27 protein-coding genes are annotated in these 21,832 nt (G+C 59.3%); 13 read left to right on the top strand and 14 right to left on the bottom strand.

Annotation, left to right across the window (positions count from 1 at the left end; translation table 11 throughout):
* Positions 1 to 61 precede the first annotated feature (61 nt).
* The 4 genes from ACX3YF_RS21640 to ACX3YF_RS21625 all read right to left on the bottom strand — a co-directional run bounded on the left by ACX3YF_RS21640 (position 62) and on the right by ACX3YF_RS21625 (position 2,422).
* Positions 62 to 499, bottom strand: a complete 438-nt coding sequence (locus tag ACX3YF_RS21640) for a DUF3995 domain-containing protein (RefSeq protein ID WP_458974228.1) — start codon at positions 497 to 499, stop codon at positions 62 to 64.
* 116 nt (positions 500 to 615) lie between these two features.
* On the bottom strand, positions 616 to 1,629 hold the full coding sequence (locus ACX3YF_RS21635) for an ABC transporter substrate-binding protein (protein ID WP_448646827.1): 1,014 nt from the start codon (positions 1,627 to 1,629) through the stop codon (positions 616 to 618).
* Between the two features lie 125 nt (positions 1,630 to 1,754).
* Positions 1,755 to 1,952 (bottom strand): hypothetical protein, encoded by a 198-nt coding sequence (locus tag ACX3YF_RS21630; protein WP_458974227.1) that lies wholly within the window; start codon positions 1,950 to 1,952, stop codon positions 1,755 to 1,757.
* Positions 1,952 to 2,422 (bottom strand): hypothetical protein, encoded by a 471-nt coding sequence (locus ACX3YF_RS21625; RefSeq protein ID WP_047530027.1) that lies wholly within the window; start codon positions 2,420 to 2,422, stop codon positions 1,952 to 1,954. Before ACX3YF_RS21625 ends, ACX3YF_RS21630 begins: the two co-directional genes overlap by 1 nt.
* Between ACX3YF_RS21625 and ACX3YF_RS21620 the strand changes: the two genes are divergently transcribed.
* From ACX3YF_RS21620 to ACX3YF_RS21605, 4 genes are all read left to right on the top strand, one after another.
* A complete protein-coding gene (locus tag ACX3YF_RS21620; protein ID WP_256590283.1) occupies positions 2,396 to 2,521 on the top strand; it encodes a hypothetical protein in 126 nt (41 codons plus the stop codon). The two genes, ACX3YF_RS21625 and ACX3YF_RS21620, sit on opposite strands and share 27 nt — an antisense overlap.
* A 312-nt stretch (positions 2,522 to 2,833) precedes the next feature.
* Positions 2,834 to 3,058 (top strand): hypothetical protein, encoded by a 225-nt coding sequence (locus ACX3YF_RS21615; RefSeq protein WP_103404730.1) that lies wholly within the window; start codon positions 2,834 to 2,836, stop codon positions 3,056 to 3,058.
* Between the two features lie 160 nt (positions 3,059 to 3,218).
* Positions 3,219 to 3,449 (top strand): hypothetical protein, encoded by a 231-nt coding sequence (locus tag ACX3YF_RS21610; RefSeq protein ID WP_130205411.1) that lies wholly within the window; start codon positions 3,219 to 3,221, stop codon positions 3,447 to 3,449.
* 138 nt (positions 3,450 to 3,587) lie between these two features.
* Positions 3,588 to 3,827, top strand: coding sequence for a DUF2789 domain-containing protein (locus ACX3YF_RS21605; protein WP_047530030.1), 240 nt, complete (start codon positions 3,588 to 3,590; stop codon positions 3,825 to 3,827).
* Here the strand turns inward: ACX3YF_RS21605 and ACX3YF_RS21600 are convergent.
* The 3 genes from ACX3YF_RS21600 to ACX3YF_RS21590 form a co-directional block, all read right to left on the bottom strand.
* Complete coding sequence (locus ACX3YF_RS21600; RefSeq protein ID WP_130205413.1) at positions 3,824 to 4,039, bottom strand: hypothetical protein; 216 nt, start codon at positions 4,037 to 4,039, stop codon at positions 3,824 to 3,826. The two genes, ACX3YF_RS21605 and ACX3YF_RS21600, sit on opposite strands and share 4 nt — an antisense overlap.
* 206 nt (positions 4,040 to 4,245) lie before the next feature.
* Positions 4,246 to 5,469, bottom strand: coding sequence for a methyl-accepting chemotaxis protein (locus ACX3YF_RS21595; protein WP_458974857.1), 1,224 nt, complete (start codon positions 5,467 to 5,469; stop codon positions 4,246 to 4,248).
* Between the two features lie 620 nt (positions 5,470 to 6,089).
* On the bottom strand, positions 6,090 to 6,494 hold the full coding sequence (locus tag ACX3YF_RS21590; RefSeq protein WP_047530036.1) for a TraR/DksA family transcriptional regulator: 405 nt from the start codon (positions 6,492 to 6,494) through the stop codon (positions 6,090 to 6,092).
* Positions 6,495 to 6,845: 351 nt separating this feature from the next.
* Here ACX3YF_RS21590 and ACX3YF_RS21585 point away from each other — a divergent pair, with 351 nt between their 5' ends.
* Positions 6,846 to 7,457 carry a glutathione S-transferase gene (locus ACX3YF_RS21585; protein WP_458974226.1) on the top strand — a complete coding sequence of 204 codons (612 nt, stop codon included), beginning with the start codon at positions 6,846 to 6,848 and terminating at the stop codon, positions 7,455 to 7,457.
* Positions 7,458 to 7,632: 175 nt separating this feature from the next.
* On the opposite strand, the gene ACX3YF_RS21580 is transcribed toward ACX3YF_RS21585, so the two are convergent.
* Together ACX3YF_RS21580 and ACX3YF_RS21575 are read right to left on the bottom strand one after the other, a co-directional pair.
* Positions 7,633 to 8,565 (bottom strand): hypothetical protein, encoded by a 933-nt coding sequence (locus ACX3YF_RS21580; protein WP_458944958.1) that lies wholly within the window; start codon positions 8,563 to 8,565, stop codon positions 7,633 to 7,635.
* A gap of 184 nt (positions 8,566 to 8,749) precedes the next feature.
* Positions 8,750 to 9,052, bottom strand: a complete 303-nt coding sequence (locus ACX3YF_RS21575; protein WP_130205461.1) for a YdcA family protein — start codon at positions 9,050 to 9,052, stop codon at positions 8,750 to 8,752.
* Positions 9,053 to 9,230: 178 nt separating this feature from the next.
* Between ACX3YF_RS21575 and ACX3YF_RS21570 the strand changes: the two genes are divergently transcribed.
* On the top strand, positions 9,231 to 9,914 hold the full coding sequence (locus ACX3YF_RS21570; protein ID WP_047530042.1) for a response regulator transcription factor: 684 nt from the start codon (positions 9,231 to 9,233) through the stop codon (positions 9,912 to 9,914).
* Entirely contained in the window at positions 9,892 to 11,286 is a 1,395-nt protein-coding gene (locus tag ACX3YF_RS21565) for a sensor histidine kinase (protein WP_288100315.1), read from the top strand. Before ACX3YF_RS21570 ends, ACX3YF_RS21565 begins: the two co-directional genes overlap by 23 nt.
* 108 nt (positions 11,287 to 11,394) lie before the next feature.
* Here the strand turns inward: ACX3YF_RS21565 and ACX3YF_RS21560 are convergent, their stop codons facing one another.
* On the bottom strand, positions 11,395 to 11,805 hold the full coding sequence (locus ACX3YF_RS21560; protein ID WP_448646830.1) for an SRPBCC family protein: 411 nt from the start codon (positions 11,803 to 11,805) through the stop codon (positions 11,395 to 11,397).
* Between the two features lie 27 nt (positions 11,806 to 11,832).
* Complete coding sequence (locus tag ACX3YF_RS21555; RefSeq protein ID WP_130205425.1) at positions 11,833 to 12,630, bottom strand: SDR family NAD(P)-dependent oxidoreductase; 798 nt, start codon at positions 12,628 to 12,630, stop codon at positions 11,833 to 11,835.
* Between the two features lie 626 nt (positions 12,631 to 13,256).
* Here ACX3YF_RS21555 and ACX3YF_RS21550 point away from each other — a divergent pair.
* The 4 genes from ACX3YF_RS21550 (at position 13,257) to ACX3YF_RS21535 (ending at position 17,406) form a co-directional block, all read left to right on the top strand.
* The gene (locus ACX3YF_RS21550; RefSeq protein ID WP_458974225.1) at positions 13,257 to 13,604 is read left to right on the top strand and encodes a DUF6124 family protein; all 348 of its coding nucleotides are present in this window, start codon (positions 13,257 to 13,259) and stop codon (positions 13,602 to 13,604) included.
* A 285-nt stretch (positions 13,605 to 13,889) separates the two neighbouring features.
* A complete protein-coding gene (locus ACX3YF_RS21545) occupies positions 13,890 to 15,005 on the top strand; it encodes an RHS repeat-associated core domain-containing protein (protein ID WP_458944955.1) in 1,116 nt (371 codons plus the stop codon).
* A gap of 210 nt (positions 15,006 to 15,215) precedes the next feature.
* A complete protein-coding gene (locus tag ACX3YF_RS21540; protein WP_458944954.1) occupies positions 15,216 to 16,325 on the top strand; it encodes an RHS repeat-associated core domain-containing protein in 1,110 nt (369 codons plus the stop codon).
* Between the two features lie 160 nt (positions 16,326 to 16,485).
* Positions 16,486 to 17,406: a LysR substrate-binding domain-containing protein gene (locus ACX3YF_RS21535; protein ID WP_448646833.1), complete on the top strand. Its 921-nt coding sequence runs from the start codon at positions 16,486 to 16,488 to the stop codon at positions 17,404 to 17,406.
* Here ACX3YF_RS21535 and ACX3YF_RS21530 read toward each other — a convergent pair.
* From ACX3YF_RS21530 to ACX3YF_RS21520, 3 genes are all read right to left on the bottom strand, one after another.
* Positions 17,327 to 17,920, bottom strand: coding sequence for a DinB family protein (locus tag ACX3YF_RS21530; protein ID WP_448646834.1), 594 nt, complete (start codon positions 17,918 to 17,920; stop codon positions 17,327 to 17,329). The genes ACX3YF_RS21535 and ACX3YF_RS21530 overlap by 80 nt on opposite strands.
* Positions 17,921 to 18,007: 87 nt before the next feature.
* On the bottom strand, positions 18,008 to 19,114 hold the full coding sequence (locus tag ACX3YF_RS21525) for an NAD(P)/FAD-dependent oxidoreductase (RefSeq protein ID WP_130205435.1): 1,107 nt from the start codon (positions 19,112 to 19,114) through the stop codon (positions 18,008 to 18,010).
* 95 nt (positions 19,115 to 19,209) lie between these two features.
* Positions 19,210 to 19,998 carry an SDR family oxidoreductase gene (locus ACX3YF_RS21520; protein ID WP_288097876.1) on the bottom strand — a complete coding sequence of 263 codons (789 nt, stop codon included), beginning with the start codon at positions 19,996 to 19,998 and terminating at the stop codon, positions 19,210 to 19,212.
* Between the two features lie 298 nt (positions 19,999 to 20,296).
* Here ACX3YF_RS21520 and ACX3YF_RS21515 point away from each other — a divergent pair, with 298 nt between their 5' ends.
* Positions 20,297 to 21,310: a GlxA family transcriptional regulator gene (locus ACX3YF_RS21515; protein ID WP_130205439.1), complete on the top strand. Its 1,014-nt coding sequence runs from the start codon at positions 20,297 to 20,299 to the stop codon at positions 21,308 to 21,310.
* A 136-nt stretch (positions 21,311 to 21,446) separates the two neighbouring features.
* Positions 21,447 to 21,767, top strand: a complete 321-nt coding sequence (locus tag ACX3YF_RS21510; RefSeq protein ID WP_458974224.1) for a DUF2388 domain-containing protein — start codon at positions 21,447 to 21,449, stop codon at positions 21,765 to 21,767.
* Positions 21,768 to 21,832: the final 65 nt, after the last annotated feature.

Raw genomic sequence — 21,832 nt, 5'->3', positions numbered from 1 at the left:
GTCCCGCCTGATGTGGTGTGTGCAGCGATTGAATGTGGGAGCGAGCCTGCTCGCGATGGATTCAGCCCCAGGCAACGGCCAGCAACCCCGCCCCCAGCACCACGCACAATGGCGAGTAGACCCAGGTATCCAGCCGGGCAAACTTCGAGCCCTTGACCTCTTTGAAAAAGCCCACCAGGTCCGAATCCCCAATGGCCCGGGCGAACATCATGATCGCGATGGCACTGATCAGCCATTGCAGCGACCAATGGGACACCGCCGGCACCCACCACCCCACGCGCAAGCACACCAGCAATGAAATCAGCAACAACGCACCAGCCACCAACAGCGTCATCCAGCCCCGCGGTCTGAAGGCGGGTCGCAACTTCAGCCCGCCTTCCACCGGCACTTGCGGCACCGCCGCCACGGCGGCCCACTCACCACCCAATGCCCAGTAAACATGCATCAGGCTGATCGCGGCGAAGATCGTCACCAGCCATTGAGCCAACACCAGAGTCATGGTCAGAAATCCTTGAAAGGGATTTGAACAAAATCATCCTAGTTGGCATTTCCTGAACTGCACGGACTTGTCGTCTCGACCCGACCAACGCCACCGCCAGCGATCGCCGAGGCGGCTCAGAGCCCGGCGGAAACCTTGTCCGCCACCTCCTTGGGCAGCCAGGCTTTCCACACATCCGGGTGCGCCTTCATGAACGCTTCGGCGGCCTGGCGCGGCGCGGTGTGTTTCTCGCTCATCTCGGCCAGGGCCTTGTTCAGAGGGTCGATGGGCAGATCGACCTTGGTGAAGAACTCGGCAATCTGCGGGTACTGCTTCTGGAACGGCGTGGACACGCCAATGGACAGTTTCGAGGCCAACGAACGGGTGGGTTGCGGGTTGGGGTTGTCAGCGTCGGTCAGGGTTTTCCAGGCTTCGGCGTCGAATGGCGGCTCTTGCAGTTGAATCAACTTGAAACGGCCCAGCAGTGGCGTAGGTGACCAGTAATAGAAGAGCACCGGTTTGCCGCGACGGATCGAGGAACTGATCTCCGCGTCCAGCGCCGCGCCGGAACCACTGCGGAAGTTCACGTAGCTGTCTTCCAGCCCATACGCCTTGAGCTTCTGTTTGTTGACCACTTCCGAAGTCCAGCCGATGGGGCTGTTGAGGAACCGTCCCTTGGTCGGGGCTTCCGGGTCCTTGAACACCTCTTTGTAGCGCGGCAGGTCGGTGACACTGCGCAGATCCGGCGCCAGCGGCTTGATGCCCCTGGCCGGGTCACCCTTGATCACATACTCCGGCACCCACCAGCCTTCGGTGGCGCCCTTGACCGTATCCCCCAGACTCGCCACCTTGCCTTCGGCCTCCGCCTTGACCCAGACCGGACTGCGCCCGGCCCATTCCTCGCCAATGACCTGAATGTCATTGTTGGCCAGGGCGGTTTCCAGGGTGATGGTGGTGCCCGGCAAGGTGTCGGTCGGCAGCCCATAGCCCTTCTCGACAATGATGCGCAGGATATCGGTGATCAGGCTGCCACTCTCCCAATTCAGGTCGGCGAAGTGGATCGGCGCCTGGGCAGCCGATACGGGCACCGATGACGCCAACAACCCGAAAGCGGCCAGGGCAGCGGCCAGCAACCGTCGAAAACCTTTCATGCTTTTACACCTCGTGCTGTTCACAGCAATCGCAGGATGGCCTGGCAGAAGACCGCGAAGCCTCTGAATAGTCAGTCAACTGACTGTAGTAGAGGTTCCCGCTTTCGAGGGGGCATGCCCTGGTTTTAGGAAGTTTCCTGCAAGCGCGCCAATTCTCTTCTGACCATGCTGGCATACGCTGCCGGGCGCAACGCGTAGATCTGCGAGGCCACCCAATTCAGCCAGGCTCCCTGCAGCACAGTCTTCTGCCCGAATAGCCGTTGGGCCTCGGCTTGAGCGTTGGCGAGGTTCTGCTCATGGAAGTCGGCGCGGGTCAGGCTCATTACTCACTGGCCTTGAACGTCACCAGTTCACCCTTGCGCCACTTGGCGGCCTTGGCGGTCACGGCCTTGAGGGTTTTGGTCAGGCCTTCCTGCAACTGCTCGTGGGCGGCGAACACCGTCACCACGTTGTGACCCTCCTTGAACACGATGGCATGACCGTCAGCGGTGGTGACAAAGGCATAATCGCCCAGGCCGTAGACCGTCAGTTTGATATCGCGGAATTTGATTTCCAGTTTGCCGCCTTCGCGACTGGGCAATACCGAGGCACTGAAATGATCGCCAACCTTGAGTTTGAGCCCGGGTTTATCGTCCACCACCAGCGCTGACTCGGTGTCGATTTCGGCAACGTAAATGCCTTCAGCGTTCTGTTCGGTGATGTAAACGAAACGTGACTGAAACTGTTTAACAAGCTTCGCGCGCAAATCACCCAGCACGAACAAAGCATGCATATCGAGATTACTTACTGCCAAGGAAACATCCCCACATCTGAAAATGACGCTGCACGCGAAAACAGCGCACAGCCAAAAAAAGCGGCAATGCCGAAGGTGAAGCCAGATAACCCGAATTGAAATCCCGAGATGAGCAGAGGGCTCATCCATCACGAGGTTGGAGCAGACTACTGGATGTCGCTCACATCGTCTTGCCTGACGTTCGTCAAAGGTTGAAGGAAAACGCCCTTCGTACGGCCAGAGAAGTACGGACTATCAACTTCGAGGAAAATTCTCTCAAAAAAAAGCACTTTTCTGACATATCGCCAGAAAGAAATTGCTTTAGATAAACATCGATCACCCACCAGTGGGGGTGATTCTAGAGCAGCGACGCTCATCGAGACTACCCATACCGTCGTACATACGTCGGTAAAACAATGAAAAGGACTTCATATGTGCACACTGACACACTTCGCTCATCCCCAGACGCCGCATCCGGCGGTGTTACAGCACCCTGAACGGGTCACCCACATCCCCGGCCCACCGAGGTTCCAGGTGATATTGGCCGGCAATGCCTTCTTCCATATCAAAGAAATTTCCACAGGACATGTAAGAGGTTTCCGCGGTGATCACAACGAAGCCTGCGCGCTCGCCCGGTCACTTGAATCACGTATCTGAAAGGATCGCTCCTTGCCTTTGGATAGACGTTTCGTCATGCCGGCGACTTAACTCAGCCGCCGGCCTGCAACAACTGCCATACTGGCCGACCAACGACACTCACCCCTCTCTGGGTGGGCGGCGTTAAACAAAACAGTTATTTCCAAGGGAAGGCAGCTACGTGACGGAATTTGATATCGGCGAATTTTTTGTTTGGGGCGAAGCCAGAGAGGTCGACGGCGAATTCCAGGCTGTCATTGTCATGCGCGCCAAGCCGCCGCTGAATACCGTGAGCTACCATCAGGTCGAAAAAGATCGCTGGTTCAAAACCTCGGACGTCGCCGCCACCGCGGCCCAGGAATCGGCCAGGGAGTTGAAGGCGGCCGTCGATGCAGGTGCATTGAAAGCCTGATGTTCGAGTTTGCGGTCTATGCTCACTGCTGCATTTGAACATCGCTTTCGAACGCCTGACGCGCGGCCCCCTCAGATGCAATGTAGCCGCGCCTCAAATCTCGTACTCGACGTGACCGACCGCTGCAAGGAGATGAAGATGGAATCACCGACACACGACTTGAAAGGTTTGTTCGACCAGCTCGGCCTGGACTCCACCCAGAAAGCTATCGACGATTTCATTGCCAGCCATTCACCGTTGCCCGACGACAAGAAACTCATCGACGCCGAGTTCTGGACACCGCAACAGGCAGGCTTCCTGAAAGAACAATTGCGTGAAGATGCCGACTGGGCGCGGGTGGTCGACGACTTGAACCTGCGCATGCATCAGATTCATTAGCCCCGGGCGTAACGCAGGCTGCCAGGTGTTGCGGTATTCAATTGCGCCAACCAGGCAGCCTTGCACTCCTCCGCTTCATCGCGACTGGAAAACGTCGTCCCCCAGCGTTCACCGTTGAGCAGCACCACCCAGCAGACACTCTGCCCCAATGCCCGCAAACTGGCGGGTACACCGCTGCCAATCATCACCGCAACATCAACCTTACCGCGCATGCTGACCTCTCGAGCTCAGTTAGCAACCTAACTATGCCGGCATGTTAATCAGCGGATTCGAGCGGAAAAAGCAGCGGCCCCGCACATCAGCGTTGCCAAAACCGTAACAATAAAGCCCCCCATCCCACCTGCTGGAACCGGCGAAAGACGCCATTCAGGACGACCACAGATACAGTGGTCGCCCTTATCTGAACAGCATTAAGCCGCTAGCGAGGATTTTCCGGCTTGTAACCCAGGCGCAAACCGCCCCAATGACGCCCCTTGAGCAGGATCGGCACCGACAGGTCGTGCATGAGCTCTCCAGTATCGCGGGTGTAGGTTTGCAGCAGTACCGCCTGCTGGTGGCTGCCGCAACGGATGCCGGTGCGGTCGGCGAATTTGCGTTTGGTGCGGTTTTGCAAGGTATCGACCTGCACATCGCCGGTCAGGGGCTGGCTGAAGACTTTGTTGTGGGTCGGTACGTAGCCTTGTGGGGTGCAGGCAATGGCGAACACCAGGCCTTCATGGCGCGGCAACAGCGGCTCCTGAATCGCCGGCAAGACCTGATCGGTGTAGCGGTCGAAGCGCGTCTGGTACTTGGGCGGACGGGTGTCGGGGATTGCCTGGTAGTTTCGGTCGAAGAGGTCATCGAGACTGATACGTCCGGCATCGATGTCCGCTTCGAATCGCGCGGTAATCTGGCTCGCCCCTTCACGGGCCAGGTCGTAGATTCGCTGGTGATAGTCATCCAGCCCGACTGCCGCCAGGCGCTCACTGATGGTTTCGGCCTGACCTTCCATCTGCACGGCGGCCTGGGCCAGACGCTGAGTCTGCTGGTCGCTGATGGCCAGGTCGCTGCGCATCTGTTCGATGGCATGAAACAGGCTGTCGAGCTGTTCGCGATTGGTCTCTGCACCTCGGGCAATTTCCCCGACCTGCTGTTCGACACTGGCCGCCAGCCGCGCGATGTTATCCAGGTGCTGCCCTGTGTGCTCGACCTGCTGGACGCCGGTGTCGAGGTCGCTGGACAGTTGACGGATCTGCTCCACCACTTGCGCGGTGCGTTGCTGGATATCGGCCACCATGTCCCCGACTTCACCGGTTGCCGTGGCGGTGCGCGCGGCGAGGCCACGAACCTCGTCGGCCACCACCGCAAAACCACGCCCGTGCTCCCCGGCGCGCGCCGCTTCGATAGCGGCGTTCAACGCCAGCAAGTTGGTCTGGCTGGCGATGGACTGAATCACCAAAGTGACCCGCTGAATGTCATCGCTGCGCAGGCTCAGGGCTTCGATCAGCTCGCGGCTGTTACTGGCGCGCTGACTGAGCTGATGCATGCGCGCAATCGACTCGATCAGCTCGGTTCGACCGGCCACGCCACTCTGATGCGCCTCGCTGGCAGCGCTCAGGGCTTCGCGACTGAGGGTGGAGGTGGCTTGCTCGGTGGCAATCATCACTTCGGCGTTGCTGACGATCTGCGCCGCCGCACCGAGTTGCGATTGCAGCTTGTCCGCCAGTTGCTTGACCGAAAAGGCCACGCCGGCGGCCGACAGGGCGTTATGACTGGTGGTGTAGGAAAGATCGCGGGTTAACGCGGAGATGGCGCTGGTCGTATCCGCTGGAACCGCTTCAGGCGTCGCACGCGAACGCAGGCGAGGCAGCCAGATAATGAGCACCGCCAACGGCAGGCTCAGGTAAAGCGACCAGCTCCCCAGCGTCATGCCACACAGCAACAGCATCAGGGCGATGCTCTGCAGCGACGGCGTCAGCCAGCGGTTTTTTGGCAAAAGCACTGGTGCAGGCACTGCCGCAACCAGAGATCCGTCTCTCGTCATCGTTATCACCCCGCCATCTTCTAATTGTTGTCATCGCATTAAACGCCAGCAGAAAGCCATTATCCATGGGCCTTTAGTCGGGGTCGTTGCAGCAGATCAATAGAAGTGCGGGGCTTTGTGCAGGCGTCGAAAAGCAAAGATCGCAGCCTTCGTCAGCGCCGACCGGACGGGAGGCAGGCGCTGACCAAGGCTGCGATCTTTTCACAGGCTACCCGGGTTAAACGGGCGGCCTTGCAGAATCACGCCTGACGCTGGTGCTTGTCGATCTGCTCGTGACGCTCTTGAGCTTCGATGCAGTACTTCGTCGTCGGGCTGATCAGCAGGCGTTTCAGGCCGATGGGCTCGCCGCTGTCATCGCACCAGCCGAAGCTGTCTTCCTTGATGCGTTCCAGGGCTTGTTCCAACTGAGGCAGCATGCGCTGATCGCGATCGATCGCGTTCACCAGCCAGGTGCGCTCTTCTTCGACGGAAGCCGCGTCAGCCGGGTCGGCCGGGGTGTCCAGGCTCTCGATGGCAATGCGATTCTGTTCGATGCGCTCATGGGTTTCGACTTTCATGTTCTGCAACAGCTCGGCGAAAAAAGCATGTTGCTCGGCATTCATGTAGTCATCCGCCGGCATGGCCAGCAACTTGTCCTTTGTCATTGATATCTCTATAAAAAAACGTGCATTAAGGCGAATAAGGGAGCTTTCCGGCGGACCTGGGCAGGCCATCGGAAAGGCGCCGTTTGTTCCAAGCGCCACCCGGCACTCAATTTACGAGGGGCGGCAGTCTAAGGCCGACTTGAGGCCTCAGCAACTGAAAAGACAGCGAATTTTCCCGGCAAAGCCTCAAAAATGATCTAAGGCGGGCATCGGAGTGCGTTTATAGCAAGAAATTCAATCCAGCGGAGGTATATAGAAGACAAATGGCCACCGGCACGCCCCCCATTTTCACGCCAGGCAACCTCAGCTAAGGTTGTCCGCCCCGAAGTGGCTATATCAAGGAGCGGTTAAATGAAGCTGATCGGCATGCTGGATTCGCCTTACGTACGACGCGTCGCCATTTCTGCCAAACGCCTGGGCATTGCGCTGGAGCATGAATCGGTTTCGGTGTTCAGGCACTTCGAGCAGTTCCAGCAGATCAACCCGGTGGTCAAGGCCCCCACGCTGGTGCTGGATGATGGCGAAGTCCTGATGGATTCGACCCTGATCATCGAGTACCTGGAGGCACTGGCCGAACCTGGCCGCAGCCTGATGCCCAAGGGTATCGAGCAACGCGTGCGCTCGTTGCGCCTGATCGGGCTGGCGTTGGCAACCTGCGAAAAATCGGTGCAACTCTATTACGAGCGCAACCTGCGGCCGGCGGAGATTCAATACGAGCCGTGGGTTGAGCGGGTCGAAGGACAACTGGCGGCGGCTTATTCAGCCCTGGAGCGGGAACTGGAAAAACACCCGCTGAAAACCGACGGGTCGATTGATCAGGATGGACTCACCCTCGCCGTGGCCTGGAGCTTTACCAACCTGGTGGTGCCGGATCAGGTCGCCGGGGCGCAATTTCCGCGTATCGCTGCATTCACCGAGTATGCCGAAGGGCTTGAGGCGTTTGTCAGTACGCCGATGGACTGACAGACAGGCTGCGCCTGATCTGGCCTCCAGCAAAAATGCCGCTTCTGCCAAAGGCAGAAGCGGCAGAGGCACAAGCCCCGGAAGATCAGTGCATGAACAGCGCGATCAGAATGATGATCGGGATCGGTACACCAAGAAAGAACAACAGTAATGAGCGCATGGTGTTTCTCCTGAGTTAGCGAATGGCTGTGGTGGTGACGTAGGTGTCGGATTCCAGATACACCACGGCATCCCGGCGACGACCGCCGAAAGTCGCGGCAAGGCTGGCGAAAAACGCACCGGCCAACAGTGCAACGAACATCCACAACGTGGTCCAGGCAGCGACTTTGGCGGCCGTGTCTGCCGCTTGTTGTGCCTTCAGCCTGGCGTCGGCCACGGCTTGTTGGGTGCGGGCATAGACTTCATCGACACGACGTTCAGCGTCCGCCTGGGTAAGGTTGGTCCGCTGCGCCACCAACTGCGCGAGATAAGTGCGATCTTCGGCAGCCAGTTGCCCGTTGTTACTCAAGGAGCGGACGAAGATGCGGGTCACGGTGCCCCGGGCGGCGTCATCGCTGACGGCGGCCGGACGATCATCGCGAAACAGGCTGTCGACGAAGTAACCGTATTGATCGCCGTCCGAATTGGCGGCAGCCGTACCGGCCACTTGCGTCATGGCACTGGCCGCGCCACCGACGACATTCGCCCCCGCCTGCACCCCGCCGCTGACCAGGCTGCTGACCGAACCGGCCACCAGCGTCGCCGTCACGAGTGTCGCCACGCACCAGGCCAGGAAGCCATGGGCGGTATCGCGGAAGTAGACTTCATCGCCGTGCATATACGCCCACTTCACCCGCAGCCGGCCGGCGATGTAGCCACCGGCCCCGGAGGCGATGATCTGGGTGGCGGCCAGCCAGACGATTGTCGAAATACCCAGGCCTTTGGCGCTCACGCCCTCATTGGCCCAGGGCGAAACCGCCGAAAATCCAAGGCCGAAACCCAGCAGCACCAGGATCAGCGATAACGCCGCCGCAGCCGCGGCCCCGGCGAAAATCGCCCCCCAGGACACGCCCGAGAGCGTGCTCGACTCATCCGCGGCGGGATAGAAACCATCAGAGGATCTATTCATCGTTGTATCGCTCCAGGCAGAAAGATGGTGTTACAACTCTTCGAATGAACAATTGCAGTGACCATGCCAGTCGCGAATTCCAGATAAATCCTTTAACTTCAGATGGTTACAAAGATGGAACTTCCGAGGGTCATGCAAGATGCAATAAAGAGCCAGTCCGGGCGGGTTTTCTGCATTACGAAAACTACTTGCGCCTATAGCTTTTATTGCCTGCCGGCGTCAGGCAGTAAACGCCGCCTCTGGGCCCTGTGCAGAACGAACCGGTTCCGCAAGCACAGCCCTCGGCGTCCTGCACACGTACTTGTGGCCGGGCCTGGTTTTTGCTGCCATACAGAGATGAACAACTTTTTTTCGAAGCACTGATAGAGCCGTCGTTACACAGGAACAGATCACCGTCACAACGGGCGACACCGCCCTTCTTTCCCGAACAGGGTGTATTGGCGGCCCATGTCGATGAGCAGACAACACTCAGCAACAGCAGGCACATCGGCATCCAGCCAGGCTTTAGAGTACGCAAGGTGCAGCTTCCCGTTGTAATTATGGCCCAATGATATCAACGTTCCTTAAATGCACCGTGATCACATGAAAGTTAATTTATTAAGTCACTGGCAATTCTTGGCAAAATGCTTCGAACTCAGACTTGAACCGATTTATCAGGCCAGCCTATGACCCGAATCTTGACCATCGAAGACGACGCCGTAACCGCCCGGGAAATTGTCGCCGAACTGAGCAGCCACGGCCTCGAAGTCGACTGGGTCGACAACGGCCGCGAAGGGCTGGAGCGCGCAGTCAGCGGCCACTATGACCTGATCACCCTCGACCGCATGCTGCCCGAGCTGGATGGCCTGGCCATCGTCACCACGCTGCGGACCATGGGCGTGGCGACCCCCATCCTGATGATCAGCGCCCTCTCCGACGTCGACGAACGCGTGCGAGGCCTGCGGGCCGGCGGCGACGATTACCTGACCAAACCCTTCGCCACCGATGAAATGGCCGCCCGCGTCGAAGTCCTGTTGCGCCGCCAGAACACCGTGACCGCCCACGTCACCACGTTGCGGGTGGCGGATCTGGAACTGAACCTGATCAGCCACGAAGCCAGTCGCAATGGTGAGTTGCTGACGCTGCTGCCCACCGAATACAAGCTGCTGGAATTCCTGATGCGCAACACCGGGCAAATCCTGTCGCGGATGATGATTTTCGAAGAAGTCTGGGGCTATCACTTCGATCCGGGCACCAACCTGATCGACGTGCACATTGGCCGCCTGCGCAAAAAAATCGACCCACCGGGCAATGTTCCACTGATTCGAACCGTGCGAGGCTCGGGTTATGTCATTGCCGAACCCGTCTAAAGGCTGGCGTTCTTCCAGCAGTCGTCTGCTGGCGCTCTACAGTGCGCTGTTCGTGACCTGGAGCGGGATTCTCATGGGGGTCATGTACTACGAGGTGTCCGCTTACCTGGACAATCTGGCCAAACATTCGCTGATGCAACGTCAGCACCTGTTTTCGCGCTTTCAGGGCGAACAACTGGTGGACGCTCTCGCGGTCAGCATGACCTTCGACATTCGCGGCATCGACGCCTATGGCCTGTTCGATGATCAGCACCGTCACCTCAGCGGCGCCCTGCGCCGTATCCCGCTCGACTTGCCGCTGGACGGCGAGATCCACATGCTCAGCGACTGCGCCGACTCCGACGACCCGACCTTGCCCGCCGACAGCTGCGACGCGGTGGCGACCCCAACCGAGGATGGTCGCTGGCTGGTTCTGGTGCGGGACAACGGCTCGTTGTTTGCCGTCACCCGCATCATCCTCCATGCATTGTTCTGGGGTGTGACCCTGACCATTCTGCCGGGCATCGTCGGCTGGCATTTGCTGCGCCGCCGTCCACTGCGGCGAATTCGCGCGATTCAGGCCAGTGCCGAGGCCATCGTTGCCGGTGACCTGACCAAGCGCCTGCCGCTGTCCAATCGCCGCGATGAACTGGACATGCTCGCCGCCATCGTCAACGCCATGCTCGAACGCATCGAGCGCTTGATGAACGAGGTCAAGGGCGTGTGCGACAACATCGCCCACGACCTGCGCACGCCGTTGACCCGCTTGCGCGCACAGCTCTATCGCATGCAACAACAGGCCGGTGAAGGCTCTGCCGAAGCGGCGCAACTCGATTCGGTACTGAGCGAGGCCGACACCCTGATGGCGCGTTTTCGGGGCTTGCTGCGGATTTCCGAACTGGAAGACCGCCAGCGCCGTTCCGGTTTCGTGCAACTCGACCCGGTGCCGTTACTGCAGGAACTGCATGATTTTTATCTGCCACTGGCCGAAGACGATGGCCTGGTTTTTCAATTGCACGTGCCTGGGTCATTGCCGCCCCTGAAGGGCGACCGGGCGTTGCTGTTCGAGGCGATCGCGAACCTGTTGAGCAACTCGATCAAGTTCACCCCGCCCGGCGGCGCGGTGATTCTGCGAGGGATCAATCAGGGGGGGCATACCCGCATCGAAGTGCTCGATTCCGGACCCGGAATCCCGGAGGCCGAACGCGAGGCGGTGTTCCAGCGCTTCTATCGCGCCGAGGCGGGCAATCAGAAAAGCGGTTTCGGCCTGGGCCTGTCGATCGTCGCGGCGATTATCAGCCTGCACGGCTTTACGCTCGAGGTGGGACGCAGTGAGCTGGGGGGCGCGCGGCTGGTGATCGATTGCCGCCAGAGCTTGATTGCCCCTACCTGAGGATAAACACAAAACCTGCGGGAGCTGGCTTGCCAGCGAAAGCGGCCGTGGCAGCGCTGCAAGGCCGGAAGGACCCTTCGCCGACAAGCCGGCTCCCACAGATCCAGGCTAGGCCGGGTAATTGGCCCGCAGTGCCTGCAGTCCGCCCTGATAGATCCCGGCGAACAACGCCACCACTTCCTCGTCACTCACCCCCACTGGTTCAAACCGGCCGGACCAGGTCACCCGCGCGCCCTCGCCCTGGCTTTCGACCTTGATCGTCGCCAGATACTCAGTGGCCGGAAACGGCGCCTGCACAATCGAGTAGCTGTAGGTCTTGCCCGCATTATCGAACCCTTGCAGGCGCTCGATAACAACCGCGCCGTCCACCGTTTGCAGGCTGCGTACCCGCCCGCCTTCGCTGAGTTCACTCTTGGGAATCAGCGGCAGCCAGTCCGGCAGCGAGTTGAATCCCCCAATCAATTGCCAGACCTGATCGGCCGGGGCCGGGATGTCGATGAAGGCTGATGCAGATGCCATGTCATGTTCTCTCTTGATCAGTAAGGTTCAGATGGCCAGGCTGTCGACGACACCGCCGTCGACCCGCAGGGCGGCGCCCGTGGTGGCCGAGGATAACGGTGAAGCGATGTAGGCCACCAGATTGGCGACCTCCTCGACATGGGCCACGCGCTGGATGATCGAGGTGGGACGGGCCTTGCGCACGAAGTCGTCGGCTTCCTCCTGCAGGCTGCGACCGGATTGCGCAATCGCCTCCTTGAGCATCTTCTCCACGCCATCGGTCAAGGTCGGGCCGGGCAGGATCGCATTGACCGTCACCCCGGTGCCCGCCAGCCGCTTGGCCAGTCCATGGGACACCGCCAGGTTGGCGCTTTTGGTCACGCCATAGTTGAGCATGTCGGCCGGAATCGCGATCCCGGATTCCGAAGACAGGAAAATCACCCGCCCCCAGCCCTGCTTGACCATGTCCGGTACGTAATGCCGGGACAGGCGCACACCGGAAATCACGTTGACTTCATAGAAGCGCGTCCACTCGCTGTCGGGGGTATCAAAGAAATCCACCGCTTCGTAGATCCCCAGGTTGTTCACCAGGATGTCGGCCCGTGGTTCGGCGGCGAACAGTATTTCCGCACCTTCGGCGGTCCCGAGATCGGCAGCCAGCCCGCGCAGTTGAGCGCCCGGCACCTGCTGGCGGATGCTCGCCAAGGCCTGTTCCACCTTGGCCGTATCGCGACCGATCACCACCACCGTGGCGCCGGACTCGGCCAACGCCTTGCTGATGCCCAGGCCGATGCCGGCCGTGCTGCCGCTGACAATCGCCAGTTTTCCACTCAGATCGATTTTCATGCTCAAGCTCCAGTGATCGGCAACGGTGCGCGCTCGGATAACAGTTTTGCCTCACGCAGCGCCTGCCAGAAGGTTGCGGGAATCACGCGGTCAAGGACGGAAAGAGTGTAGCGACCCGTCAGAAAATTACCCTCTGGTTGGGCATCGCCCGGATAAAGGGTCAATTGGCCTGGTCCGACTATGTACACAGGCGCCAGCCCCTGATTTCGCCTGCTTCGCGCAAGCGGGTCAGCAGCGTAAATGAGAGAGCGCTGGCTCGCGAAAGCGTCAGCCGCTGGCAATTGTTGAATGGCTGTCAGCGTTACTTCGTGAAAGCTACAGCGCCTTGCGTCGTTGCCTACGGGTACGCCAGAATCCGCCGGCTTGTGCGCCTTGGGGTCGGGTTTTATCGTTTGTCGGTCGCTGAAAAGAACAGTGATCGGGTTTGGTAGCCCGCCCCTACACAAGGCGCATAGCGTCACCTCTTGCAGGTTTTTTCACACCTGCATTAATGGTGGCCATGCGCAGGGCACCTACGGGTGCGCCGGTTTTTCCTTGTGTGCCGGTCTACCAACCTCCGTATGGCCACCACCCTTCGTTTGGTAGCGAGGGTGATGGTTCCTTCAGATTCACAAGGAGCTGCATCCATGTTGAAAACTACACCTAACCCGCCAGACACCGACCCAGCCTTACATTCCAGAACCCCCGATCCAGAAAACCACCACGAACCCACCGGCCGCATCCCCTCCGCCGCCGACATCCGCGCCACCCCGCGCAAACCCTGCAGCATGTTCATTGTCGACACCGAGCTCGATACCGAATCCCTGCTGGCCCACGCCTGCGAATCCCTGGCCTCGGCCAGCGTCATGACCCTGGACCTCGCGGACCGTACGCAAGGCACCAGTCGCAACACCCTGCTGGGCATCGCACAAGTGATCATGCTCGGCGAACTGGCCGTGAACCGCGCACTCGACCGCCTCGACCCACCCGAATAAACACAAAACCCTGTGGCGAGGGAGCTCGCTCCCGCCGGGTCGCGCAGCGGCCCCAAACCCTCCGACCGAAGTCTTCAGACAGACCGCACATTCAGGACTGGCGTCGACTGCACAGCCCAGCGCAACGATGCAGCGTTCCGACAAGCCCTTCTCCACAGATGATCATTCACCTTCGGCCCTGAACCAGACCAACGCTCAGCAAACCTAACCGTTCTGATAGTTCCCGCCCGTTCCGAAACCCCCAATACTGCTCACCACCACGCCAGCCTTTCGGGAGCGCCCACCATGCCAGCAATGCGCGCAACACTGCTCTGCCACTATCGCTACGACGCCCTCGACCGCTTGATCGACCAGGGGCTGTCTGACGCGCCACCCCTTCAGCGCTTCTACTGCAAAAGCCGCCTGGCCACGGAGATTCAGGGGGCGTTGCGCCAAACCATCTTCCAGCACGGTGATTGGTTGCTGGCGCAACAACAGCAACAGGGTTCCGAACACGACACCGCGCTGCTGGCGACGGATCTGCAACGCTCGGTGTTGAACACACTCAAAACCAATCAGGCACAACCCATCGCCTATGCGCCCTATGGTCACCGCAGAGTTATAGGTGGGTGGCTGAGTTTGATGGGGTTCAATGGCGAACGCCCCGACCCACTGACCGGGCACTATCTGTTGGGCAATGGCTATCGGGCGTTTAATCCGACACTGATGCGGTTTAATAGTCCGGACAATTTGAGTCCCTTTGACGAGGGAGGATTGAATTCATATGTGTATTGCTTAGGTGACCCGATTAATAATCAAGACCCCGAAGGACATAGCTCATGGCTGTTCGGATTGAATCAGGGTCTGGATATGATCAAACGAGGAATTACTCGCTCTCTCAAGCCATATTCCATCCCCAAAAAAATCACAACCCATACAACTAAAGCGCGATATTCCGCCAGAAATGTAAAACCGAAACTTCATGGCTTTTCAACACTCGACAATAACGACGCTGCGTTCTTAACGAACGAAACAAAAAAATACGACAACTTACAAAAAGTCCAAAAATACGACCTCATTAAACCCATTTCAAACGAAGCAGATCTACGCGCACTAAACAACGACACATCATACAAGTTTATTTTTACAGCGAATGAAGAGCTTTGGACTGGCGCCGCCGCAAAAACCAAAATATATGGAACCAACCAAAAAATTCACACGCACATTAGCCATGCAGTCATTGCCAATACACCAGCTCCAAAAAATGTGATCAGCGCCGGATACTTAACCATGGGACACTTTCCCGAGATGACAATAAATAATCACTCTGGACATTATCGCCCCCCATTCAAAACACTAAAGCCCGTTAGCAACTTTTTAAAAAATCTGGGCGCCGACGTCACTAAAGTTCGCCATACATAATTCGACTGCATCACATCCAAATTATTCGGCCGGTTAGCAAGCGAGCGGAACGGTGCGGCGTTCCGACAAGCCCTTCTCCACAGATGATCATTCACCCTCGGCCCTGAACCAGACCAACGCTCAGCAAACCTAACCGTTCTGATAGTTCCCGCCCGCACCCGAACCGCCAATACTGCTCACCACCACGCCAGCCTTTCGGGAGCGCCCACCATGCCAGCAATGCGCGCAACACTGCTCTGCCACTATCGCTACGACGCCCTCGACCGCTTGATCGACCAGGGGCTGTCTGACGCGCCACCCCTTCAGCGCTTCTACTGCAAAAGCCGCCTGGCCACGGAGATTCAGGGGGCGTTGCGCCAAACCATCTTCCAGCACGGTGATTGGTTGCTGGCGCAACAACAGCAACAGGGTTCCGAACACGACACCGCGCTGCTGGCGACGGATCTGCAACGCTCGGTGCTGAACACACTCAAAACCAATCAGGCACAACCCATCGCCTATGCGCCCTATGGTCACCGCCGAGTTATAGGTGGATGGCTGAGTTTGATGGGGTTCAATGGCGAACGACCGGATCCGCTGACCGGGCATTATCTGTTGGGCAATGGTTATAGGGCGTTTAATCCGGTGCTGATGCGGTTTAACAGTCCGGACAGTTTGAGTCCGTTTGGGAAGGGAGGATTGAATTCGTATGCTTATTGCGCAGGGGACCCAGTAAATTTTAGCGACCCCACCGGTCACTTCAACCCTGTAAAAATACTGGCGACAACTGCAACAAGCATAACCACTCAGATTGCCGACTTCGATCCACTTGTACATTACATCAGGCCAGGAATTTCGACCGAGCGAGCGATCAACGCCATTAAACAAATCGACGAATTGAGTATCGCCGCATCTGATATACCCTTCCAGTATGCCGCCTACACAAATGAGCTAAAAATCGCAAGAAACAACAGCTTAAACTTACAAAAAATAGCCATCAAAAACCTTCAAGAACACGCATATCCAATTACTGAATTACCATTGCCGCCAAGATTAAAAGCTGCAGCCAGTAATATCGACGCCTTAGCTGACCGGCATACCCTGCTTGAGTACATAGATATAACCAAATATGGCGCGACTGCCGATGAGCCCGGCCCCTTTGCCATGCGGAAACTGACTTTAGCAAAAAATGGTAAGTTCGATTCAACAACCCCAATCTCCAAACGACCAAAACCTGCCGTAGCCGACGATTACTGGCATGAAATACACAAAGTAAGACATCCAAACCACGACGCGTTAGCGGAACAAATAAGAGCAATCAGAAGTACCCATTTTTATTAAACAAAAACCGATAGCTACCCAATTAATAACATGGCATCGCACTATTGGGAAAAACTGAAAACTTACCGATAGACACCACCTCGGCATCGACATGTCTGCCCCGTGTCGCTGTCATTCAGTGCTTTACTGAGAGGATTCTCACTCCCAGCGAGTACTCAGGATGAACCGCAACGACCTGCGCCGCGTGGACATGAACCTGTTGGTGATTTTCGAAACCCTGATGTTCGAAAAGAACCTGACCCGCGCCGCAGAGAAACTGTTTCTCGGGCAGCCTGCGGTCAGTGCGGCGCTGGCGCGGTTGCGGGATTTGTTCGACGATCCGCTGTTAGTGCGCAACGGCCGCAGCCTGGAGCCGACGCCGCGCGCCCTGGTGATTCTCAAGGAATTGCAGCCGGCGATGGACACCATTTCCGGTGCGGTTAGCCGGGCCAAGGATTTCGACCCGTCCACCAGCCGTGACGTGTTTCGCATCGGCCTGTCCGACGACGCCGAATTCGGTCTGTTTCCGCCGTTGCTCAAGCAGATACGCGAAGAGGCGCAGAACGTGGTGGTCGTCGTGCGGCGGGTGAATTTCCTGCTGATGTCGTCGATGCTCGCCACCGGCGAGATTACCGTCGGGATCAGCTACACCACGGAATTGCCGGCCAATGCCAAGCGCAAGAAACTGCGGGACTTGAGCGTCAAGATCCTGCGCGGCGACAACCGGCCCGGGCCCCTGACCCTGGATGAATTCTGCGAACGTCCCCATGCGCTGGTGTCGTTTTCCGGGGACTTGACCGGGGCGATCGATACCGACCTCGCCCGTATCGGCCGCTCGCGCCGGGTGGTCCTGGCGGTGCCGCAGTTTGCCGGGCTGCGCGCCTTGCTGGCGGGCACCGACATGCTGGCAACGGTGCCGGATTACGCGGCGAGCGCGCTGATCGAGGGCAGCAGCCAGCTGCGTGCCGATGACGCGCCGTTCGACATCAAGCTGTCCGAACTGTCCATGGTCTGGAACGGCGTCAACGATAACGATCCGGCAGAACGTTGGTTGCGCTCGAAAATTGTGGAGCACATGTCGGCTCCACCATCGGGACATTGAGCGAATTGAACTGCGGATCGGTCTCGCGCAAGTAGATCGGCAAGTCCGTCATGGGTGGCATGGCCGGAATATCGAAATACATCTGGATCACCCAGCCACGGTGATAACTGGCGTGGTTGACCACATGCATCAACATCGCGCCGGCGCTCATGGTGCCGCTTTCACCGGAGAGAAAGGTGAACCGGACGGGCTTGTCCAGTGAGGCATCGGTCTGCCGGGCGGCCCACTCGCAATACCAGTGATCAACGATCTGTTGCGCCTGGCGCAGTGCCGACAGTTCAGGGTGGACCATGTCGTGGGAGGTTTTGAAGCCGTGTCCCCGGCCTTCGAGGTGGGCTTGCCAGAGGCAATCCACCACATAGATGTGGTTCAGCGTGCCCATCATGTTCTTGAAAATGCCGGCGCGCTGTTTGTAGACCTCGGTCGGGGGCAGTTGCGCCAGGTTATCGAAGAGGCGCTGGTTGGCCCATTGTTTGTAATCGGTAAGCAGGCGGGCAGTGCGTACGTTGATCATCAGACTTCTCCGATGGCGATGAGCGCATCTCTCAAGGATAGCGCTATCCCCACGCCGCAGCGCGGCGGCTGATCATCGGTACGGCGGTTACTGCGCGAGCGTATCCAGTACCCGATCGGCCAGCGCCAGGCTACTGGTCAGGCCTGGGGATTCGATGCCGAACAGGTTCACCAATCCCGCTACGCCATGCTGAGTCGGGCCGCTGATGAGAAAGTCGGCGGCCGCTTCGTGCGGTCCGCTGATTTTCGGGCGAATACCGCTGTAGGCCGGTTGCAGACTGCCATCGGGCAACCCCGGCCAGTAACGCCGGATCGCCTGATAAAAGCCGTCGCCCCGCGATGGATTGACGCGGTAGTCGATGTGATCGACCCATTCCACATCAGGCCCGAATCGCGCCTGGCCGCCCAGGTCGAGGGTCATGTGCACACCCAGCCCGGCACTTTCCGGCGCCGGATACACCAGATGGCGAAACGGCGCCCGGCCACTGAAACTGAAATAGCTGCCCTTGCACAACCGCGCCTCCGGGATGTATTGCGCAGGCAGGCCGGCGATGCGGCTTGCCACCTCGGGCGCAGACAACCCTGCACAGTTGATCAGCTCGCGACAGCTCAAGGTCATCGGTTCGGCACCGCCCATGTGCAACTCGAAACCCTGTTCGATGCAACGCGCCGACAACAGCGGCGTATGAAACGCCAGTGACGCGCCCCCGGCTTCGGCATCGGCCTGCAACGCCAGCATCAAGCCATGGGAGTCGACGATGCCGGTGGACGGCGACCACAGCGCGGCGACGCAGGACAACGCCGGTTCGAGTTCCCGCGCCTCACTCGCCTCCAGCCATTGCAGGTCATCGACACCGTTGCGCCGGCCCTGCTCCAGCAAACCCTGCAACGCCGTGCGCTGGGCATCATCGGTGGCCACGATCAGCTTGCCCAGGCGCTGATGGCTGACGCCGCGCTCGTCGCAGAAGGCGTAGAGGCGTTGCTTGCCCTCCACGCACAACTGCGCCTTGAGGCTGCCGCCGGGGTAATAGATGCCGGCGTGGATCACTTCGGAATTGCGCGAACTGATGCCCACGCCTATGCCTTCGCCGGCCTCGACCAGAATCACTTCGCGCCCGCTCATGGCCAGCGCCCTGGCCACCGCCAGCCCGACCACACCGGCCCCAACCACCACGCTGTCGATATCGACGCTCACCCGCCCTGCCCTCATGTCAAACCAGCTCCCGCTCACGGTAATCGATCAGGCAGGAGAATATCGCCAACCGCATGGCCATGACCACGCTCGTCCATTCAGAACGTACCGGGATAGCTGCCGCCGTCCAGCAGCAGGTTCTGCCCGGTGAGGAACCCGGACCGGGCGCTGCAAATGAACGCGCAATACGCACCGAACTCATCCGGCTGGCCGAAGCGCTGGGCCGGGACGTTTTTGCGTCGCTGCTCGGCGACGCTTTCGACACTGGAGCCATTGGCCTTGGCGGCCGCGCTCAAGGTCTTGTGCAATCGCTCGGTGTCGAACGGCCCCGGTAGCAAATTGTTCACGGTGACGTTGTTCCCGGCCAGTCTTGCCTGACGCGCCAGCCCGGCGATGAAGCCGGTCAGGCCACTGCGGGCGCCATTGGACAGTCCCAGCACATCGATCGGCGCCTTCACCGCGCCGGAAGTGATGTTGACGATGCGCCCGAACCCGCGTTCAGCCATGCCGTCGACACAGGCCTTGATCAGCTCGATGGGCGTGAGCATGTTGGCATCCAGCGCCTTCAGCCAGTCGTCGCGTTGCCAGTCGCGGAAATCACCCGGCGGCGGACCGCCGGCGTTGTTGACCAGAATATCCACCTGCGGACACGCCGCCAGCACCTGCGCGCGCACGCTCGCTTCGCTGATGTCCCCGGCCACGGTGCGCACTTCGATGGTCGGTGCCAGTTGGCGCAACGCCAACGCGGCAGCCTGCAATGTCTCGTCGCCGCGGGCGTTGATCACCAGGTTGACGCCCTCCTTCGCCAACGCCTGTGCACAGGCCAGGCCCAAGCCCTTGCTGGCGGCGCAGACGATTGCCCAACGCCCCGAAATACCCAAATCCATGACGATGCTCCTGACGGTTCAAAGCGCTCACGTTACCACCCCTCAGCCGTCACCCGGAGGATGACAAAGACTGGGCGCGGGATCAGGCCTTCTCATCATCGGCAGACCGCCCCCGGGCGTGAGGGAGCGCGCCGGCACGTTCCTGAAAAACACCCTTGCGCTTCGGTGAGCGACGCCAGGGTTGAACTCTCACGAGCCAAATGCCATAAAACCCTGAAATCCAGACAGCCGATGAGAGGCGATAACGCTTATATCGTTTGCGAATTATCATTATTCCCACTCGCCAAATCAGAAGCTCATGAACGAAGTCCCGAACACTCATCCCGACCTTGCCCGCGAACAAGCGCGCCTCATTGTTTTCCTTGCCTATCCGCAAATGGGCCTGTTGGATTTGACCGGGGCACAAACGGTGTTCTGGGCCGCATCGCGGTACATGGAGAATCGCGGCCTGCCCGGTTACACCCTGCACACCGCGAGCCTGGCCGGCGGCTTGATACAGACAGCGGAAGGGCTGGTCGTCGACACCCTGCCATTGCGTGATTTCGCCGATCACCCGATCGACACCCTGATCGCCCCCGGCGCCCCGGATATTCTGCTGGCAATGAGCAAATCCCTGGACCTGGTCGCCTGGCTGAAGGAGGCATCGCCCGACGCCAAACGCACGGCTTCGGTGTGCAGCGGAACGTTCCTGCTGGCAGAGGCCGGATTGCTGGAAAGCCGACGCGCCGCCACCCACTGGAAGATGTGCGACGTGCTCAAGGAGCGCTACCCGTCAATCGAAGTCGACAGCGATGCGATCTTCGTCAAACACGGCTCGGTCTGGACATCCGCCGGCGTCAGCGCCGGGATCGACCTGGCACTGGCCCTCGTGGAAGAGGATTGCGGACGCGACGTGGCATTGCTGGTCGCGCGGGAAATGGTGGTGTTTCTCAAGCGTCCCGGTGGCCAGGCCCAATACAGCCAATTACTGCAATCGCAAACCCTCGAAGGCGCCGCTTTCGACGACCTGCACCTGTGGATCACGCAGAATCTCGCGGGCGAAAACCTCACGGTCGAGACACTCGCGCAACGGGTGCAAATGAGCCCGCGCAATTTCGCCCGGGTCTACAAGCTCAAAACCGGCCGTACCCCGGCCAAGGCCGTGGAAGTGCTGCGAGTGGAAGCCGCACGGCGCTTGCTGGAAGAGTCCGAGCGCAACATCGATCAAATTTCCCGGTTGTGCGGCTTTGGCGATGAAGAGCGCATGCGTCTCACTTTCCAGCGCAACCTGGGGGTGTCGCCGCGGGAATATCGCAGCCGGTTTTCGCGGTAAGCCCGCGTTCGCCCGGCAAGCCAAACGTTCAAGGCTCGGGATTGATGGCGTATCGACAGGGAACTCCTGACGGCTGTGGTGCATCCTAAATGATGAGGTACTTCCTTTTTGCTTCACGCTTTCAGAGGACACCGTCATGCGCCGTCTGATTATCGTTTCTTCTCTGTTGCTGTGTTTACCCTTCGGCTCTGCAATGGCCAAGGTGGACGCAGGCGATGTCGCCACCTCAGCCGGGGTTTCCGCATCGCTGTACTCGACATTCAAGGACCACAAACTCATGATTCCCGCCCGTGATGACGCCTCCAGCTTCGTGGCCAGTGGCGGTACGATTCGCGGCGCTTACCTGGAATCGGTTCTCAAACAGCTCCGGCAGGAGCACCCCGACCTCAACAACGCAAGCGACGAAAACCTGGCTCGCGCCATTCTCGTCCAGGAAGGCGTTCCAGCCGGTCAATAACGACGGCCAACCTCAGCGGTGGGGCTTGTGAAACCTGGACAGCGTTTCCAGCCCTGCCTTGCTTC

It is taken from the genome of Pseudomonas fluorescens group sp. PF-69 (genome assembly GCF_054481235.1).
The sequence above is the reverse complement of the archived record's forward strand: the minus strand, read 5'-3'. Positions and strand labels throughout refer to the sequence as shown.

Coding starts and splice junctions, on each gene's coding strand:
- ACX3YF_RS21640 (WP_458974228.1), bottom strand. CDS start 499: ATGACTCTGGTGTTGGCTCAATGGCTGGTGACGATCTTCGCCGCGATC.
- ACX3YF_RS21635 (WP_448646827.1), bottom strand. CDS start 1,629: ATGAAAGGTTTTCGACGGTTGCTGGCCGCTGCCCTGGCCGCTTTCGGG.
- ACX3YF_RS21630 (WP_458974227.1), bottom strand. CDS start 1,952: ATGAGCCTGACCCGCGCCGACTTCCATGAGCAGAACCTCGCCAACGCT.
- ACX3YF_RS21620 (WP_256590283.1), top strand. CDS start 2,396: ATGCATATCGAGATTACTTACTGCCAAGGAAACATCCCCACATCTGAA.
- ACX3YF_RS21615 (WP_103404730.1), top strand. CDS start 2,834: ATGTGCACACTGACACACTTCGCTCATCCCCAGACGCCGCATCCGGCG.
- ACX3YF_RS21605 (WP_047530030.1), top strand. CDS start 3,588: ATGGAATCACCGACACACGACTTGAAAGGTTTGTTCGACCAGCTCGGC.
- ACX3YF_RS21600 (WP_130205413.1), bottom strand. CDS start 4,039: ATGCGCGGTAAGGTTGATGTTGCGGTGATGATTGGCAGCGGTGTACCC.
- ACX3YF_RS21595 (WP_458974857.1), bottom strand. CDS start 5,469: ATGATTGCCACCGAGCAAGCCACCTCCACCCTCAGTCGCGAAGCCCTG.
- ACX3YF_RS21590 (WP_047530036.1), bottom strand. CDS start 6,494: ATGACAAAGGACAAGTTGCTGGCCATGCCGGCGGATGACTACATGAAT.
- ACX3YF_RS21585 (WP_458974226.1), top strand. CDS start 6,846: ATGAAGCTGATCGGCATGCTGGATTCGCCTTACGTACGACGCGTCGCC.
- ACX3YF_RS21580 (WP_458944958.1), bottom strand. CDS start 8,565: ATGAATAGATCCTCTGATGGTTTCTATCCCGCCGCGGATGAGTCGAGC.
- ACX3YF_RS21575 (WP_130205461.1), bottom strand. CDS start 9,052: ATGTGCCTGCTGTTGCTGAGTGTTGTCTGCTCATCGACATGGGCCGCC.
- ACX3YF_RS21570 (WP_047530042.1), top strand. CDS start 9,231: ATGACCCGAATCTTGACCATCGAAGACGACGCCGTAACCGCCCGGGAA.
- ACX3YF_RS21565 (WP_288100315.1), top strand. CDS start 9,892: ATGTCATTGCCGAACCCGTCTAAAGGCTGGCGTTCTTCCAGCAGTCGT.
- ACX3YF_RS21560 (WP_448646830.1), bottom strand. CDS start 11,805: ATGGCATCTGCATCAGCCTTCATCGACATCCCGGCCCCGGCCGATCAG.
- ACX3YF_RS21555 (WP_130205425.1), bottom strand. CDS start 12,630: ATGAAAATCGATCTGAGTGGAAAACTGGCGATTGTCAGCGGCAGCACG.
- ACX3YF_RS21550 (WP_458974225.1), top strand. CDS start 13,257: ATGTTGAAAACTACACCTAACCCGCCAGACACCGACCCAGCCTTACAT.
- ACX3YF_RS21545 (WP_458944955.1), top strand. CDS start 13,890: ATGCCAGCAATGCGCGCAACACTGCTCTGCCACTATCGCTACGACGCC.
- ACX3YF_RS21540 (WP_458944954.1), top strand. CDS start 15,216: ATGCCAGCAATGCGCGCAACACTGCTCTGCCACTATCGCTACGACGCC.
- ACX3YF_RS21535 (WP_448646833.1), top strand. CDS start 16,486: ATGAACCGCAACGACCTGCGCCGCGTGGACATGAACCTGTTGGTGATT.
- ACX3YF_RS21530 (WP_448646834.1), bottom strand. CDS start 17,920: ATGATCAACGTACGCACTGCCCGCCTGCTTACCGATTACAAACAATGG.
- ACX3YF_RS21520 (WP_288097876.1), bottom strand. CDS start 19,998: ATGGATTTGGGTATTTCGGGGCGTTGGGCAATCGTCTGCGCCGCCAGC.
- ACX3YF_RS21515 (WP_130205439.1), top strand. CDS start 20,297: ATGAACGAAGTCCCGAACACTCATCCCGACCTTGCCCGCGAACAAGCG.
- ACX3YF_RS21510 (WP_458974224.1), top strand. CDS start 21,447: ATGCGCCGTCTGATTATCGTTTCTTCTCTGTTGCTGTGTTTACCCTTC.